We start from the raw sequence: 13,883 nt of genomic DNA on the forward strand, positions 1-13,883 counted from the left end.
GCAGATCTAGTGCCAGATGAAACCCAGCTTCTTCAGCTGCGCCTCGCCGAAATCCTCCATGCCCTCGACGGCGTCTACACCTCCGTTCGAGCGGAAGAACTGTGAGGCGTGGGCGCTCTCCTCGAGGCACCAGACGACGAGACCGGAGCAGCCGAGCGATTTCAGAAGACGACGCGCCTCACCGAAAAGCAGATAGCCGAGGCCGATCCCCTGGTATTCCGGGCGGATATAGATCTCGTAGATCTCGCCTTCCTGCGGCAACGCACGGGAACGGTTGAGGCCGACCGTCGCATATCCTGCGATTGTGCCCGCAACATCGACGACGAGAATCGTCGCAGGACCTCGGGTAGCCTTCCGCCACCAGGTCTCCCCTCGCCGTTCGATCATCTTTGTCAGCGCGTGGTGCGGAATGAGGCCGGCATAGGCGTGCTGCCACGAGAGGCGATGCGCCTCCGCGATGGCTGCAGCGTCCTGCGGTTCCGCAGGCCGAACATCAATCGACAACGTCTTCATAACGCCACTCTCGTCCCGTCGGGGCCATTTCGCCATTCGCCCTCTGCGCGAACGGGACATTGCCCACAGACTTTTCATCCGGACCATAGGCGAAATTTTAACGCTTTTTTAAACGGTCCGACAAGACCGGAGGATTCGTAACCACAAATAAAAACCCCGGTTTCTCGAACCGGGGTTAATGATTGATATTAGCATTATCTCATTAAGCCTGAGCGGCGCGGGCCTTGTCGAACCGCTTGCGGTCGTTGGCGTCGAGATACATCTTACGCAGGCGGATCGACTTCGGGGTGACTTCCATCAGTTCGTCGTCCTGGATCCAGGACAGCGCGCGGTCGAGCGTCATGCGGATCGGCGGGGTCAGCTTGACCGCTTCATCCTTGCCGGCGGCGCGGATGTTGGTGAGCTGCTTGCCCTTCAGAACGTTGACTTCGAGGTCGTTGTCGCGAGTGTGGATACCGATGATCATGCCCGCATAGACCTTCTCGCCCGGCTCGATCATCATCGGACCGCGGTCCTCGAGATTGAACATGGCATAGGCGACAGCCTCGCCGGCGCCGTTCGACAGCAGCACACCGTTGGTGCGGCCAGTGATCGGGCCCTTGTAGGGCTGATAGTCGTGGAACAGGCGGTTCATGATGGCCGTGCCGCGGGTATCGGTCAGCAGTTCCGACTGGTAGCCGATGAGGCCGCGGGTCGGCGCAAAGAACACCAGACGGACGCGATTGCCACCGGAAGGCCGAAGCTCGGCCATTTCGGCCTTACGCTCGGACATCTTCTGCACGACGATACCGGAATGCTCCTCGTCCACGTCGATGACGACTTCCTCGATTGGCTCCATGAGCTGACCGGTCGTCTCGTCATTGTGCATGACGACGCGCGGGCGCGAAACGGCAAGCTCGAAGCCTTCGCGGCGCATGGTCTCGATCAGCACAGCCAGCTGCAATTCGCCACGACCGGACACGAAGAAGGAGTCCTTGCCTTCGGCTTCTTCGATCTTCAGCGCGACGTTGCCTTCAGCTTCCTTGAACAGGCGGTCGCGGATGACGCGGCTGGTGACCTTGTCGCCTTCGGTGCCGGCCAGCGGGCTGTCGTTGACGAGGAAGGACATGGTAACCGTCGGCGGGTCGATCGGCTGAGCGGTGAGCGGCTCGGTCACGGACGGATCGCAAAACGTGTCGGCAACCGTGCCCTTGGAAAGGCCGGCAATCGCGACGATGTCACCCGCATGGGCTTCGTCGATGGCGGTGCGCTCGATGCCGCGGAAGGCGAGAATCTTGGAAATGCGGCCGTTTTCGATCAGCTTACCGTCCTGGCCGATAACCTTGACGGCCTGGTTCGGCTTGATCGAACCCGAATGGACACGACCGGTGATGATACGGCCGAGGAAGGGGTTGGCCTCGAGGATCGTGCCGATCATGCGGAACGCGCCGTCCTCATCGCCGACGCTCGGCTCCGGAACATGCTCAAGCACGAGGTCGAGCAGCGGTGCAAGGCCCTGGTCCTTCGGGCCTTCCGGATTGACGTTCATCCAGCCGTCGCGACCCGAACCGTAGAGGATCGGGAAGTCGAGCTGTTCGTCGGTTGCGTCGAGATTGGCGAACAGGTCGAAAACTTCGTTGATGACTTCTTCGTGGCGGCCGTCCGGACGGTCGATCTTGTTGATCGCGACGATCGGACGAAGACCGACCTTCAGCGCCTTGCCGACAACGAACTTGGTCTGTGGCATCGGGCCTTCCGAAGCATCGACCAGAACGATCGCGCCGTCCACCATAGACAGGATGCGCTCGACTTCGCCGCCGAAGTCGGCGTGGCCGGGGGTGTCGACGATATTGATGCGCGTGTTCTTCCATTCGACCGACGTCGCCTTGGCGAGAATGGTGATACCGCGTTCCTTTTCCAGATCGTTCGAGTCCATCACGCGTTCTGCAACGCGCTGGTTTTCGCGGAACGAACCGGACTGCTTCAGGAGCTCGTCCACAAGGGTCGTTTTCCCATGGTCGACGTGCGCAATGATGGCGATATTGCGAAGTTTCATATTAGGTATCTCTGGGGCTGGGCGCGAAACGGAGGGGCGCCTTGTTTGTTTGGCGCGCTCATACCGTGTTTTTTGCGTTTGCGAAAGAAAAAAAGGCAAAAGCCCCGGCCACAGCCTTTTCCGAGGACCTCTGCCGCCGGTACACATTTTCGGGAGGCAGGGCCGGAAAGCCGACCCTGCCTCGAAGTCTCAGGCGCTACGCACCGGATCAAGGGTGACCTTGTAGAGCTCGTTGTCGTCGCGGTCCATGAGCCGGACCGTCAGCTGCTCGCTCTGCCCGTCGATGTCGACGAGGCCGAAGAACTGCAGCCCCATCGAGGGCGGCAGGTTTTGCCCCTGTTCGGCGGTCGGCCCCTTCACGAACTTGAGTTCCGGCCCGAAAGTCATGTCGAGATCATTGGGCCCGAACGTGCCGGCGTGGAGCGGACCGGAGACGAACTCCCAGAACGGTTCGAAATCCTGGAACTGCGCCTTGTCGGGATTGTAGTAGTGTGCGGCTGTGTAATGCACGTCGGCGGTCAACCACACGGTGTTCGTGATGCCGGCCGTCTTTATGTAGCGCAGAAGGTCGGCGATCTCGAGCTCGCGTCCCTTCGCGGGGCCGTTGTCCCCTTGCGCGATCGCTTCGGCGCCCTTGCGATTCTTGAAGTCGTCCCAGACGATGAGCCCGATCGGCATGTCGCAGGCGATCACCTTCCAGGTTGCCTTCGATGCCGCAAGTTCGCGCTTCAGCCAGTTGACCTGCTCGAGCCCCATGATCCGGGCCTCGGGCGAAAGCTCCGTTTCCATGCTGTCGTGATTGGCACCACGGTAAGAGCGCAGGTCGATGAAGAAGACGTCGACGAGTGGGCCGTAGGCGATCTTGCGATAGACCCTACCCGGCTCGGCAGGTGTGTAGCGGATCGGCGTCATCTCGTGGAAGGCGCGTGCCGCACGGGCCGTCAGGAGGGAGACGGACTTTTCCGTGTACCGGTCATCGCTCGTCAGATCCTTCGATGCAGACCAGTTGTTGACGACCTCGTGGTCGTCCCACTGGAAGAACGTCGGACAGACGGCGTTGAAGTCGCGGACATGGCTGTCCAGCATGTTGTACTTCCACTGCCCGCGATACTCGGCGAGCGTCTCGGCCACCTTGCGCTTCTCGTCGATCAGCACCTTATTCTTCCACACGCTGCCATCGGAAAGAGCGACCTCATCCTTCATTGCGCCGTCGGCATAGATGGTGTCGCCCGAATGGATGAAGAAATCGGGCCGATGCTTGGCCATGGTCGAGTAGGTCTTCATGCCGGTTTCGTCGATGCCCCAGCCCTGTCCGGCGGTATCACCCGACCAGGCGAAACGCACCGACCGCTTCGAGGCGGGCGCCGTGCGGAAGCGACCCGTAACAGGCTCGGAAAGCGTATTGATGGAAGAGAGGTCAGCCGCGACGAAACGGTAGAAGATGTCTTGATCGGAAGGCAGTTCCGTCAACAGGCGCTTCACGGCGAAGTCACTCTCCGGCAACGCGTCGAGCGGCGCCAGCTTGACGGCGTTGGAGAAGCTCTCGTTCGTCGCATACTCCATGAAGATGCGCGAGGGACGATCGACCCGGGTCCAGATCATGCCCGAGGACATGTCGACGTCGCCGGACTGGACGCCGTGGATGAAGAGCGGTCGCTCCGCGGCACGAGCATAGAACGGAAGTGACAGGCCCGACGCGGCGACGACGCCGGTCGCACCTGCGGACAGAAGAAACGAACGACGCGACAGCGCCTTCAGTGACTGTGTCATGAAACCTCTCCTCGTTTGGCTGGCGGACGACCATCGCCCGCCGGCGGAAACAATCAGAGCTTCATGTCAGTCGCTTGATCCGGATATGAAAGTTACGTCACCGTTCTGTGACACTCTCGGGGTGATCTAGGCGTCACTGCCGTGGATCTCCTCCATCATCGCCAACCCCTTCTTGCGCAGCATCGCGTCGGGGTCCGGCAGTTTGCCCCGGAAAGCCCGATAGGCGTCCTCCGGATCAACCGAACCGCCGACCGAATAGATGTTGTCCTTCAGCTTCCTGGCCATCACCGTGTCGAAGGCGTCGCCGGTCTCCTCGAAAGCCGAGAAGGCATCCGCGTCGAGAACTTCCGACCACATGTACGAGTAGTACCCGGCGGAATAGCCGCCGGCGAAGATGTGCTGAAAGTGCGGTGTGGCGTGACGCATGACGATGGAACGCGGCATGCCGATCTCCTTCAAGACTTCCTCCTGCACCGCCATCGGATCGTCGACCGAGATCCGCGTGTGAAACGCCATGTCGACCAGCGCAGAGGATGTGAACTCCACGGTGCTGAAGCCGGCATTGAAGGTGCGCGCCGCCAGCACCTTGTCGAGGAGTGCCTTCGGCATCGGCTCGCCGGTCTCGTAGTGGATCGCATAGCGTTCCAGAATAGCCGGTACGGTCAGCCAGTGCTCATAGAGCTGCGACGGCAGCTCCACGAAATCGCGCGACACGCCGGTGCCGGCGACAGAAGGATAGGTGACGTTTGACAGCATGCCATGCAGCGCGTGTCCGAATTCGTGAAACAGCGTGCGCGCGTCGTCGAGCGAAAGCAGCGCCGGCTTGCCCTCTGCAGGCTTCGCGAAGTTGCAGACATTGTAGATGATCGGCATTTCACCCGTGGTGCCGTTTTTCATCGTCAGCTTGTGCTGGGAGCGGAAGGCGCTCATCCAGGCTCCCGACCGCTTGGAGGGACGGGCGAAATAATCACCGAGGAAGAGCGCGACGAGCGTCCCGCTCCGGTCGCGGATCTCGAAGACGCGAACATCCGGATGATAGGCGGGAATGCCCTTTTTCTCGACGGCGATGATGCCGAAGAGCCGGCTGGCAACATCGAAGCAGGCATCGATGATCTTCTCGAGCTGGAGATAGGGTTTCAGCTCGGCTTCGGAGAAATCGAACTTCAGCGCCCTGATCCTTTCGGCGTAATAGCGCCAATCCCAAGGCATGACTTCGTGATTGTGACCCTCTCCGGCGATCAGGCGGGCAATGTCCGCCTCCTCTTCTCCGGCGCGGCGGACGGCCTTCTCCCAGACGGTCATCAGGAGGTGGTTCACGGCACCCGCCGTCTTCGCCATCGTATTGTCCAGCTTGAACTCGGCGAAATTCGCGTAGCCGAGCAGATCGGCCAGTTCCTGCCGAAGCGAGAGCGTCTCCCGCACGATGCCGCGATTGTCGGTTTCGCCCTCGTTCATTCCACGAGCGGTCCAAGCTCTGAAGGCCTGCTCGCGCAGGTCTCGCCGTTCGGAAAACGTGAGAAACGGCTCGATGATCGAGCGTGAAAGAGTAACGGCGTACTTGCCCTCGGCGCCGCGGTCGCGAGCGGCTGCCGCCATCGCGTCCTTGAGGAAATCCGGCAGGCCGGAAAGCTCCGCATCGGAAGAAAGCAGCAGTGACCAGTTCTTCTCGTCGGCGAGCACGTTCTGCCCGAACTTGGCCCCCATGCCCGCCAGTCGTTCGTTGATCTCGGCAAGCCTCTGCTGCTGTGGCTTCGCGAGCAAGGCACCGGACTTGACGAAACCCTTCCAATGCCGCTCTAGGACACGCATCTCCTCCACCGACAGGCCGAGCTTGTCGCGCTGCTGCCAAAGTGAATCGATGCGCGCAAAGAGTGCCGCATTCATCCCGATCTTCGAATAGTGGCGCGACAGCTTCGGCGCGATTTGCCGCTCGAGCGCCTGAATCGTTTCGTTGGTGTGGGCTCCGGCGCGATTCCAGAACAAGGCCGAAGTTCGCGACAGGCTTTCGCCGGCGATCTCCAGTGCCGAGACGGTGTTCGCAAAAGTCGGAGGCTCCGGATTACCGGCAATCGCCTCGATTTCCGCGTCATGCTCCAGGAAGGCCGCCTCGAAGGACGGCGCGAAGTCGTCCTCGGATACCGCCTCGAACCGGGGCAGCCCCTGGAAGCCGTTCCATTCGGTGAGCGCTGGGTTGAGTGTGGAAGCTGCGGCCATCTCGTATTCCCTTCATCTGGTCGCGACCGACCGGCGGGTTGGACATGGCTACCGATATGGGGCGCCGAGCGCGGACTTGGCAAGGACCGGCAGGGCAAAACTCGGCACGGTCCATGATTCTTCAAAGCCACGGCATGAATCCGGTCCCCGGGGTCGCTGCTTTGCCTCTCGTCAAATCTGGGCGGGAGGCTTATGGTCCGCGCACCTGCGCCGCACCTGCTCTTCCTCGCGGCGCGCCTCCCAGGCAGACTCGAACATCGGACAGACAACGATGGCACCACAGCGGATGAGCGAGAGCCGAACGTCATTGATCGGCGCGCTGCTGACGACCATCGGCCCCGTTTCGATGGCGATCTACACGCCGGCCATGCCTGAACTCGTGCATGCCTTCGGCACGTCGGATGCGGCCATCAAACTCAGCCTTTCGCTCTATTTCTTCGGCTTTGCCTTCGCGCAGCTTCTCGCTGGCCCGTTCTCCGACGCCTTCGGACGCCGGATCGCCACGCTGTCCTTTCTCGGCGTCTACCTGCTGGGAAGCCTGCTGGCGGCCTTTGCGCCGTCTGTCGAACTGCTTCTTGCCGGCCGCCTGGTGCAGGGTGTCGGCGCCTCGGTTGGCATTACCGTCTCCCGCGCCATCGTCCGAGACCAATTCACAGGTGCTGAGGCAGCGCGCATCCTCAACATGATCGGCATCATGCTGGCTGTCGGCCCGGCAGCCGGCCCGACGCTCGGAGGCCTCGCCCTTGCCCTTTCCGGATGGCAGGCCGTGTTTTTCGCAATGGTGGGCTTCGGTGTCTTCAGCTGGCTCGTTGTCGCCTTCCTGATGCGCGAGACGACGAAGCCCGACCACGCGCTCATCAAACCGTCACGCCTGCTTGACGCCTATGCAACGCTTGTCACCGACATGCGGGTACTTCTCGCAGCCTTCGTGCTCGCCGGCACCGTCGGGGCCCTCTACGCCCAGTCGACGATGCTGCCCTTCATCCTGATCAAGAGGGTCGGTCTGAGCCCGGCCGAATTCGGAGTTGGAATGCTGATGCAAACCGGTTCCTTCTTTTTCGGCTCGGTTGTTCTGCGGATGCTGTCGCCTCGTCTCGGTGAAAAGTGGGCGCTTCTGACCGGCCTGGCACTCGCCGGAACCGGAGGTGCATGCATTGCCCTTTCGGTCGCTTTTGTCGACCCGAGCTTCCTTTCCATCATGGTACCGGTCGCCATATGCGCCTTTGGCATGGCCTTCGTGATTCCCTACATCACGACCGCGGGGCTACAGCCGCATCCGACGATCGCCGGTTCGGCCGCGGCCCTGATCGGCTTCGTGCAGATGGGCTCCGGCTTTCTCGGTGGTCTTGCAGGAGCGTTGATCGGCGATCCGCTGCGGGCGTTCGGGATCGTCATTCCGGCAATGGAGTTTGTAGCAATCCTCGCCTATCTTGGCTTTCTCCGCGCCAGCCGCAGAATGGCATGAAAAAAGCCTGCCACGCTCCCGCGCGACAGGCTTTTCACAGAATCGGAACCTGTCAGTTGCCGAGGTTACGCTTGGCCAGCGTGCGCAGACGCAGTGCGTTGAGCTTGATGAAGCCGGCAGCATCCTTCTGGTCGTAGGCGCCCTGGTCGTCTTCGAAAGTGACGAGCTTGTCGGAATAGAGCGACTTTTCGCTCTCGCGGCCGATCACCATGACATTGCCCTTGTAGAGCTTCAGGGTTACCTCGCCCTCGACATTCTTCTGGCTGAGATCGATCGCCGCCTGCAGCATTTCGCGTTCGGGCGAGAACCAGAAGCCGTAATAGATGAGCTCGGCGTAGCGCGGCATCAGTTCGTCCTTCAGGTGCGCTGCGCCACGGTCGAGGGTGATCGATTCAATTGCGCGGTGAGCGGCCAGCAGGATCGTGCCGCCGGGCGTTTCATAAACGCCGCGCGACTTCATGCCGACAAAGCGGTTTTCGACGAGATCGATGCGTCCGATGCCGTTGTCGCGGCCGTAGTCGTTGAGCTTCGCAAGAATCGTCGCCGGGCTCATGCGCACACCGTTGATCGAGACCGCGTCGCCCTTCTCGAAGCCGATCTTGATGACGGTCGGCTTGTCCGGGGCAGCTTCCGGCGAAATCGTGCGCATATGCACGTATTCCGGTGCTTCCTGCGACGGGTCCTCGAGGACCTTCCCTTCGGAAGACGAGTGCAGCAGGTTGGCATCGACCGAGAAAGGAGCCTCGCCCTTTTTGTCCTTGGCAACCGGGATCTGGTTCTTCTCGGCGAATTCGAGAAGGTCCGTGCGGCTCTTGAACGACCAGTCGCGCCACGGCGCGATGATCTTGATGTCGGGATTGAGTGCGTAGGCCGACAGCTCGAAGCGGACCTGGTCGTTGCCCTTGCCAGTCGCGCCGTGGGCGATGGCGTCGGCGCCGGTCTTCCTGGCGATCTCGATCAGGTGCTTGGAGATCAGCGGACGGGCGATCGAGGTGCCGAGCAGATAGACACCTTCATAGACGGCATTGGCGCGGAACATCGGGAAGACGAAATCGCGGACGAATTCCTCACGGACGTCCTCGATGAAGATCTCCTTGATGCCCAGCATCTCAGCCTTCTTGCGTGCGGGCTCGAGTTCCTCACCCTGGCCGAGGTCGGCGGTGAAGGTGACGACTTCAGCGCCGAGTTCGGTCTGCAGCCATTTCAGGATGATGGAGGTGTCGAGGCCGCCGGAATAGGCGAGAACGACCTTCTTGACGTCTTTCGGAAGTGCCATGTCGAGTTCCACTTTTACAGGATAGCGGTGAGCAGAGTGCGTGTTTGGCGGCACTTTTAGCGAGATTGTCGCCGCGTGCAAGGGGAAGCGGTGCCGGAAGAGGAGTGTCAGCCTCGAACCGGACACGCGTCAAATTGGAGATTTGACCTTCCCGCCGCCATAGGCCATATCACCCCTTCACCCGATGAGCTGAGGAGATTTGCATGACAAGACTTCACCCGGCATTCAAGAAGGGGAATCTCGCTGTGGTCACCGGCGGGGCATCCGGGATCGGTTTGGCCGCCGCCAAGTACTTTGCACGCCTCGGCATGTGCGTGGTAATCGCCGATCTGGTCGGCGAGCGACTGGCCGAAGCTGAAGCCACAGTCGCCGCGCTCTCCCATAGCGGCGCAACCGACGTGGTTGCCATTCCGACGGATGTGTCGAAGCGGGAAGAGCTCGAGGCGCTGGAGCGCACCGTCGTTCAGCGTTTCGGTCGCGTCCACGTGCTGATGAACAACGCCGGAATACAGCCGGGCAGCGCCATATTCGGCCCCCAGGCCAACTGGGAAAATGTGCTCGCCGTCAACCTGATGGGTGTCGTTAATGGTAGCCGCACCTTCGGACCCGGCATGATTTCCCACGGAGAACCGGCGCTCATCATCAACACCGGCTCGAAGCAGGGCATCACCACGCCGCCCGGCGATCCAGCCTACAATGTCTCCAAGGCCGGCGTGAAGGTCTTTACCGAAGCTCTGCAGCACGAACTGCGAAATACGCCGGGCTGCCAGGTCTCGGCCCATCTACTGGTCCCTGGCTTCGTCTTCACCGCGCTTACAGCGAACGGAAGGACTGAGAAACCGGCCGGTGCCTGGACACCGGAACAGACGGTGGACTTCATGATGGAAAGCCTCTCGAAGGGCGATTTCTACATCCTGTGCCCGGACAACGAGGTTGATCGCCGCACCGACGAATTGCGCATGCTCTGGGCGACCGGAGACATCGTCGAGAACCGCCCACCGCTCTCTCGCTGGCATGCCGACTACGCTGACAGTTTCAAGGCCCACCTCGTCGAGAAGCAAGGCTGATTGGCAAGCCGTCGCAGGCCCGGTATGGATGATGCAACAGCGTCGCCCTTCCGGGCTTTCTTCATTACGGACCCCTCCATGGATTTCATCCCGAACCTTCCGGTCATCCTCGCCTTCAGCCTGGCGATTTTCCTGCTCGCCATCACGCCCGGACCCGATATGACGCTCTGGATCAGTCGTTCGTTGCGCGACGGACGAGCGACCGGATTGATGACGCTCGCCGGTACGAGCTTCGGGATTTCGATCCATACGATGCTGGTCGCCTTCGGCATTTCCGCGTTGATCGTTGCCTCGCCGACGGCGTTCACCATCCTGAAGACGGGCGGTGCGGGCTATCTGCTATGGCTTGCCATCCAGGCGGTGCGCCATGGTTCAAATTTCGTCGTTCGCGCCGACGGCCAGCGCCAGTCGGCTCCGGTACAGGCCTTTCTGAACGGGCTCTGGGTCAATTTGCTGAACCCAAAGGTCATCATTTTCTTCATGACCTTCCTGCCGCAGTTCGTCAGCGCCAGCGACCCGCATGTCACAGGCAAGCTGCTGTTTCTCGGCATATGGTCGATCATCCTGTCCTTGCCGATCGGGCTTGCGATCATCTTCATGGCCGACGGGCTGTCGGCATGGCTGCAAACGAACCGAAAGGTGCTGCGCGCCATCGACTATACTTTTGCCGGCGTCTTCTCGATCTTCGCCGTCAAAATCTTCTTTACGCAGCCGCGTTGAGGAACAAATGAAAATGGCACCGGGCGAAAGCCGGGTGCCATTTTCGGGAAAACAACTGCTGTAGATCAGCCGATCAGCAATTCATCGTCATCGAGTGTCTGCCCGCGAATCTTGCGGAACATCGCGATCAGATCTTCAACCTGCAGGTCCTTGCGGCTGTCGCCTGAGACGTCGAGCACGATCTCACCGGCATGCAGCATGATCGTCCGGGTGCCGTAGTCCAACGCCTGACGCATGGAGTGAGTAACCATCAACGTCGTGAGCTTCCGTTCCGCAACGATCGACTGGGTGAGCTCCATGATGAACTCGGCCATGCCCGGATCAAGCGCCGCCGTATGCTCGTCGAGCAATAGGACTTCCGAGCCGGCGAGCGTCGCCATGACCAGCGAGACGGCCTGCCTCTGCCCTCCGGAGAGCAGATCCATACGGTCGCCCATGCGGTTTTCCAAGCCGAGATTGAGTGCGGCGATGCGATCCCTGAACTCGGCCCGGCGATTACCACCGAGAGCGTCCGCCAATCCCCGGCGCTTCCCGCGCATGGCCGCAAGGGCCAGGTTCTCGGCAATGCTGAGTGCCCCGCAACTTCCTGCCAGCGGATCCTGAAAGACGCGTGCGACCAGCCCCGCACGCTGCGCCGTCGTTTTTCGCGTCACCTCGGTATTGCCGATCGTGACGCGGCCGCCGGTCGGAAGGACATCTCCGGCGAGCACGCCGAGAAGGGTCGACTTTCCTGCACCGTTTGAGCCGATGACGGTGACGAACGAGCCCGTCTCGATGGCGAGGCTGACGCCCGAAAGCGCCTGCTTCTGAAGCGGCGTGCCGCGACCGAAAACGACCTGGATGTTTTCGAGCGAGATCATGACGAGGCTCCTCCGCGACGCAGTCTCGGAAGAACAAGCGCGACGGCGACGAGAACGGCGGTGACGAAATTGAGGTCAGACGCCTTCAGACCAAGCACGTCGGAGGACAGCGCGAGCTGAATGGCGAGGCGGTAAGCGATCGAACCGACGATGCAGCCGATGAGGGCGATCAGCAGACCACGGTTCCCGAACAGGGTCTCGCCGATGATAACGGCAGCGAGGCCCACCACGATGGTTCCCACACCCGAGGTGACATCGGCAAAGCCGTTGGTTTGCGCGAACAGCGCTCCACCGAGCGCGACGAGCGCGTTGGAGATCGCCATGCCGAGATAGATCTGGCTACCGGTCGAGACACCCTGCGCCCGCGCCATGCGCGGATTGGCGCCTGTCGCACGCATCGCAAGTCCCGCGTCACTCTCCAGAAAACGCCAGACGAGGAAAACCGCGAGGCCGACCAAGACGAAAAGGAACAGTGGGCGAACGTGGTAGTCGGAGAGGCCGAGCCCGTAGAAGGGCGTGAGCATCGTGTCCTGATTGAGCAGCGCGACGTTCGGCTTGCCCATGACGCGCAAATTGACCGAGAACAGCGCGATCATCGTCAGGATCGAGGCAAGCAGGTTGAGGATCCTGAACCGGACGTTGAGCACCGCAGTCACCAAGCCGGCAATAGACCCGGCCACCATCGCAATGGCCGTCGCCAGCCAGGCATTCAGCCCCGCAATGATGAGAACGGCAGCGACGGCTGCCCCGAGAGGAAACGATCCGTCGACGGTAAGATCCGGAAAATCGAGGACGCGGAAGGCCAAGTACACGCCGATAGCGACAAAGGCGAAAACCAGGCCGAGCTCGACGGCACCCCAGAAGGCGATTTGGCTCACGGCAGTCAGTCCTTGTACAAACCCGGCGCCTGCGGCACGGGCAATGAGCAAGGCCGCCTTTGTGGCGGCCTTGCGTAAGATTGGCTTATTCGATGATCTTGGTCGCCCGCTTTACAATGCTTTCGGAGAACTCGACCCCCATCTTGGCGGCCGCGGACTTGTTGATGACGAGATCGGTGCCGGCCGCAACGCGAACCGGGATGTCACCAGGAGCCTCGCCCTTCAGAACACGGGCAACGATCTCGCCGGTCTGCTTGCCGACATCGAAGTAATTGAAGCCGATGGCCGCGAGGGCGCCGCGGGCGACCGAGTCGGTATCACCGGCATAGAGCGGGATCTTGGCTTCCACCGCCACACCCACCGCAGCCTCGAGTGCCGAAACGATAGTGTTGTCCGTCGGGATGTAGATTACGTCGGCGCGGCCAACGAGCGCACGGGTCGCCCCCTGCACCTCCGCCGACTTGGTGGCGACGGATTCGACGACCGCGAGGCCGGCCTTCTCGGCTTCCGTCTTCAAAGCCGCAAGCGTAGAAACGGAGTTGGCTTCGGCAGAATTATAGATGAAGCCGATCGTCTTGGCGTTGGGCGTGATTTCCTTGATCAGCGCGACGTGGTCGGCAACCGGAGACATGTCGGAAAGGCCGGTGACGTTGCCGCCCGGCTTCTGCATATCCTTGACGAGCTGCGCACCGAGCGGGTCGGACACTGCCGTAAAGACGACCGGAATGTCACGCGTAGCAGCGACGACCGCCTGTGCCGACGGCGTGGAGATCGGAACGATCACGTCCGGGCTCTCGCCGATGAACTGCCGCGCGATCTGAGCCGCGGTGCCCGGATTGCCCTGGGCGGACTCGTAGAGGAACTTGAGGTTCTCTCCTTCCTTGAAGCCGGCTTCCGCCAGCGCTTCCTTGACGCCGTCGCGAGCAGCGTCGAGCGCCGGATGCTCGACAATGGCCGTAACGGCAACCGTCACTTCATCTGCACGGACCGGCATCGCAAGGGCCGTGGCGGCTACGAGGGCAAGTACGAGAGCGCGCATGAGTTATCTCCAATCTCTGTCGCTTACTGGCGGCCTTCTTAGGCAG

11 protein-coding genes are annotated in these 13,883 nt (G+C 61.4%); 3 read left to right on the forward strand and 8 right to left on the reverse strand.

What is annotated here, in order from left to right:
- Window positions 1-6 precede the first annotated feature (6 nt).
- The 4 genes from NHF53_RS19805 to NHF53_RS19820 all read right to left on the reverse strand — a co-directional run bounded on the left by NHF53_RS19805 (window position 7) and on the right by NHF53_RS19820 (window position 6,532).
- Window positions 7-513, reverse strand: coding sequence for a GNAT family N-acetyltransferase (locus NHF53_RS19805; RefSeq protein ID WP_114362856.1), 507 nt, complete (start codon window positions 511-513; stop codon window positions 7-9).
- 202 nt (window positions 514-715) lie between these two features.
- The gene (typA, locus tag NHF53_RS19810; protein WP_112686404.1) at window positions 716-2,548 is read right to left on the reverse strand and encodes a translational GTPase TypA; all 1,833 of its coding nucleotides are present in this window, start codon (window positions 2,546-2,548) and stop codon (window positions 716-718) included.
- 189 nt (window positions 2,549-2,737) lie between these two features.
- Window positions 2,738-4,318 (reverse strand): alkaline phosphatase, encoded by a 1,581-nt coding sequence (locus tag NHF53_RS19815; RefSeq protein WP_252835723.1) that lies wholly within the window; start codon window positions 4,316-4,318, stop codon window positions 2,738-2,740.
- Window positions 4,319-4,444: 126 nt separating this feature from the next.
- Window positions 4,445-6,532: a M3 family metallopeptidase gene (locus NHF53_RS19820; RefSeq protein ID WP_252835724.1), complete on the reverse strand. Its 2,088-nt coding sequence runs from the start codon at window positions 6,530-6,532 to the stop codon at window positions 4,445-4,447.
- Window positions 6,533-6,803: 271 nt separating this feature from the next.
- Between NHF53_RS19820 and NHF53_RS19825 the strand changes: the two genes are divergently transcribed.
- A complete protein-coding gene (locus NHF53_RS19825; RefSeq protein WP_252835725.1) occupies window positions 6,804-7,997 on the forward strand; it encodes a multidrug effflux MFS transporter in 1,194 nt (397 codons plus the stop codon).
- A 52-nt stretch (window positions 7,998-8,049) separates the two neighbouring features.
- On the opposite strand, the gene NHF53_RS19830 is transcribed toward NHF53_RS19825, so the two are convergent.
- Complete coding sequence (locus NHF53_RS19830) at window positions 8,050-9,273, reverse strand: argininosuccinate synthase (RefSeq protein ID WP_252835726.1); 1,224 nt, start codon at window positions 9,271-9,273, stop codon at window positions 8,050-8,052.
- A gap of 203 nt (window positions 9,274-9,476) precedes the next feature.
- On the opposite strand from NHF53_RS19830, the gene NHF53_RS19835 reads away from it, so the two are divergent.
- Together NHF53_RS19835 and NHF53_RS19840 are read left to right on the forward strand one after the other, a co-directional pair.
- Window positions 9,477-10,340 carry an SDR family NAD(P)-dependent oxidoreductase gene (locus NHF53_RS19835; RefSeq protein WP_252835727.1) on the forward strand — a complete coding sequence of 288 codons (864 nt, stop codon included), beginning with the start codon at window positions 9,477-9,479 and terminating at the stop codon, window positions 10,338-10,340.
- Window positions 10,341-10,418: 78 nt separating this feature from the next.
- Window positions 10,419-11,060, forward strand: coding sequence for a LysE family translocator (locus NHF53_RS19840; protein ID WP_252836011.1), 642 nt, complete (start codon window positions 10,419-10,421; stop codon window positions 11,058-11,060).
- A 65-nt stretch (window positions 11,061-11,125) separates the two neighbouring features.
- On the opposite strand, the gene NHF53_RS19845 is transcribed toward NHF53_RS19840, so the two are convergent.
- The 3 genes from NHF53_RS19845 to NHF53_RS19855 all read right to left on the reverse strand — a co-directional run bounded on the left by NHF53_RS19845 (window position 11,126) and on the right by NHF53_RS19855 (window position 13,837).
- Window positions 11,126-11,920, reverse strand: a complete 795-nt coding sequence (locus tag NHF53_RS19845) for an ABC transporter ATP-binding protein (protein ID WP_252835728.1) — start codon at window positions 11,918-11,920, stop codon at window positions 11,126-11,128.
- On the reverse strand, window positions 11,917-12,798 hold the full coding sequence (locus tag NHF53_RS19850) for an ABC transporter permease (protein WP_114362850.1): 882 nt from the start codon (window positions 12,796-12,798) through the stop codon (window positions 11,917-11,919). The genes NHF53_RS19845 and NHF53_RS19850 overlap by 4 nt, the downstream gene beginning before the upstream one ends.
- A gap of 85 nt (window positions 12,799-12,883) precedes the next feature.
- A complete protein-coding gene (locus tag NHF53_RS19855; RefSeq protein WP_252835729.1) occupies window positions 12,884-13,837 on the reverse strand; it encodes an ABC transporter substrate-binding protein in 954 nt (317 codons plus the stop codon).
- Window positions 13,838-13,883 lie beyond the last annotated feature (46 nt).

The sequence above is a fragment of the Ciceribacter sp. RN22 genome (genome assembly GCF_024054295.1).
Classification (GTDB): domain Bacteria; phylum Pseudomonadota; class Alphaproteobacteria; order Rhizobiales; family Rhizobiaceae; genus Allorhizobium; species Allorhizobium lividum.

Coding starts and splice junctions, on each gene's coding strand:
- NHF53_RS19805 (WP_114362856.1), bottom strand. CDS start 513: ATGAAGACGTTGTCGATTGATGTTCGGCCTGCGGAACCGCAGGACGCT.
- typA (WP_112686404.1), bottom strand. CDS start 2,548: ATGAAACTTCGCAATATCGCCATCATTGCGCACGTCGACCATGGGAAA.
- NHF53_RS19815 (WP_252835723.1), bottom strand. CDS start 4,318: ATGACACAGTCACTGAAGGCGCTGTCGCGTCGTTCGTTTCTTCTGTCC.
- NHF53_RS19820 (WP_252835724.1), bottom strand. CDS start 6,532: ATGGCCGCAGCTTCCACACTCAACCCAGCGCTCACCGAATGGAACGGC.
- NHF53_RS19825 (WP_252835725.1), top strand. CDS start 6,804: ATGGCACCACAGCGGATGAGCGAGAGCCGAACGTCATTGATCGGCGCG.
- NHF53_RS19830 (WP_252835726.1), bottom strand. CDS start 9,273: ATGGCACTTCCGAAAGACGTCAAGAAGGTCGTTCTCGCCTATTCCGGC.
- NHF53_RS19835 (WP_252835727.1), top strand. CDS start 9,477: ATGACAAGACTTCACCCGGCATTCAAGAAGGGGAATCTCGCTGTGGTC.
- NHF53_RS19840 (WP_252836011.1), top strand. CDS start 10,419: ATGGATTTCATCCCGAACCTTCCGGTCATCCTCGCCTTCAGCCTGGCG.
- NHF53_RS19845 (WP_252835728.1), bottom strand. CDS start 11,920: ATGATCTCGCTCGAAAACATCCAGGTCGTTTTCGGTCGCGGCACGCCG.
- NHF53_RS19855 (WP_252835729.1), bottom strand. CDS start 13,837: ATGCGCGCTCTCGTACTTGCCCTCGTAGCCGCCACGGCCCTTGCGATG.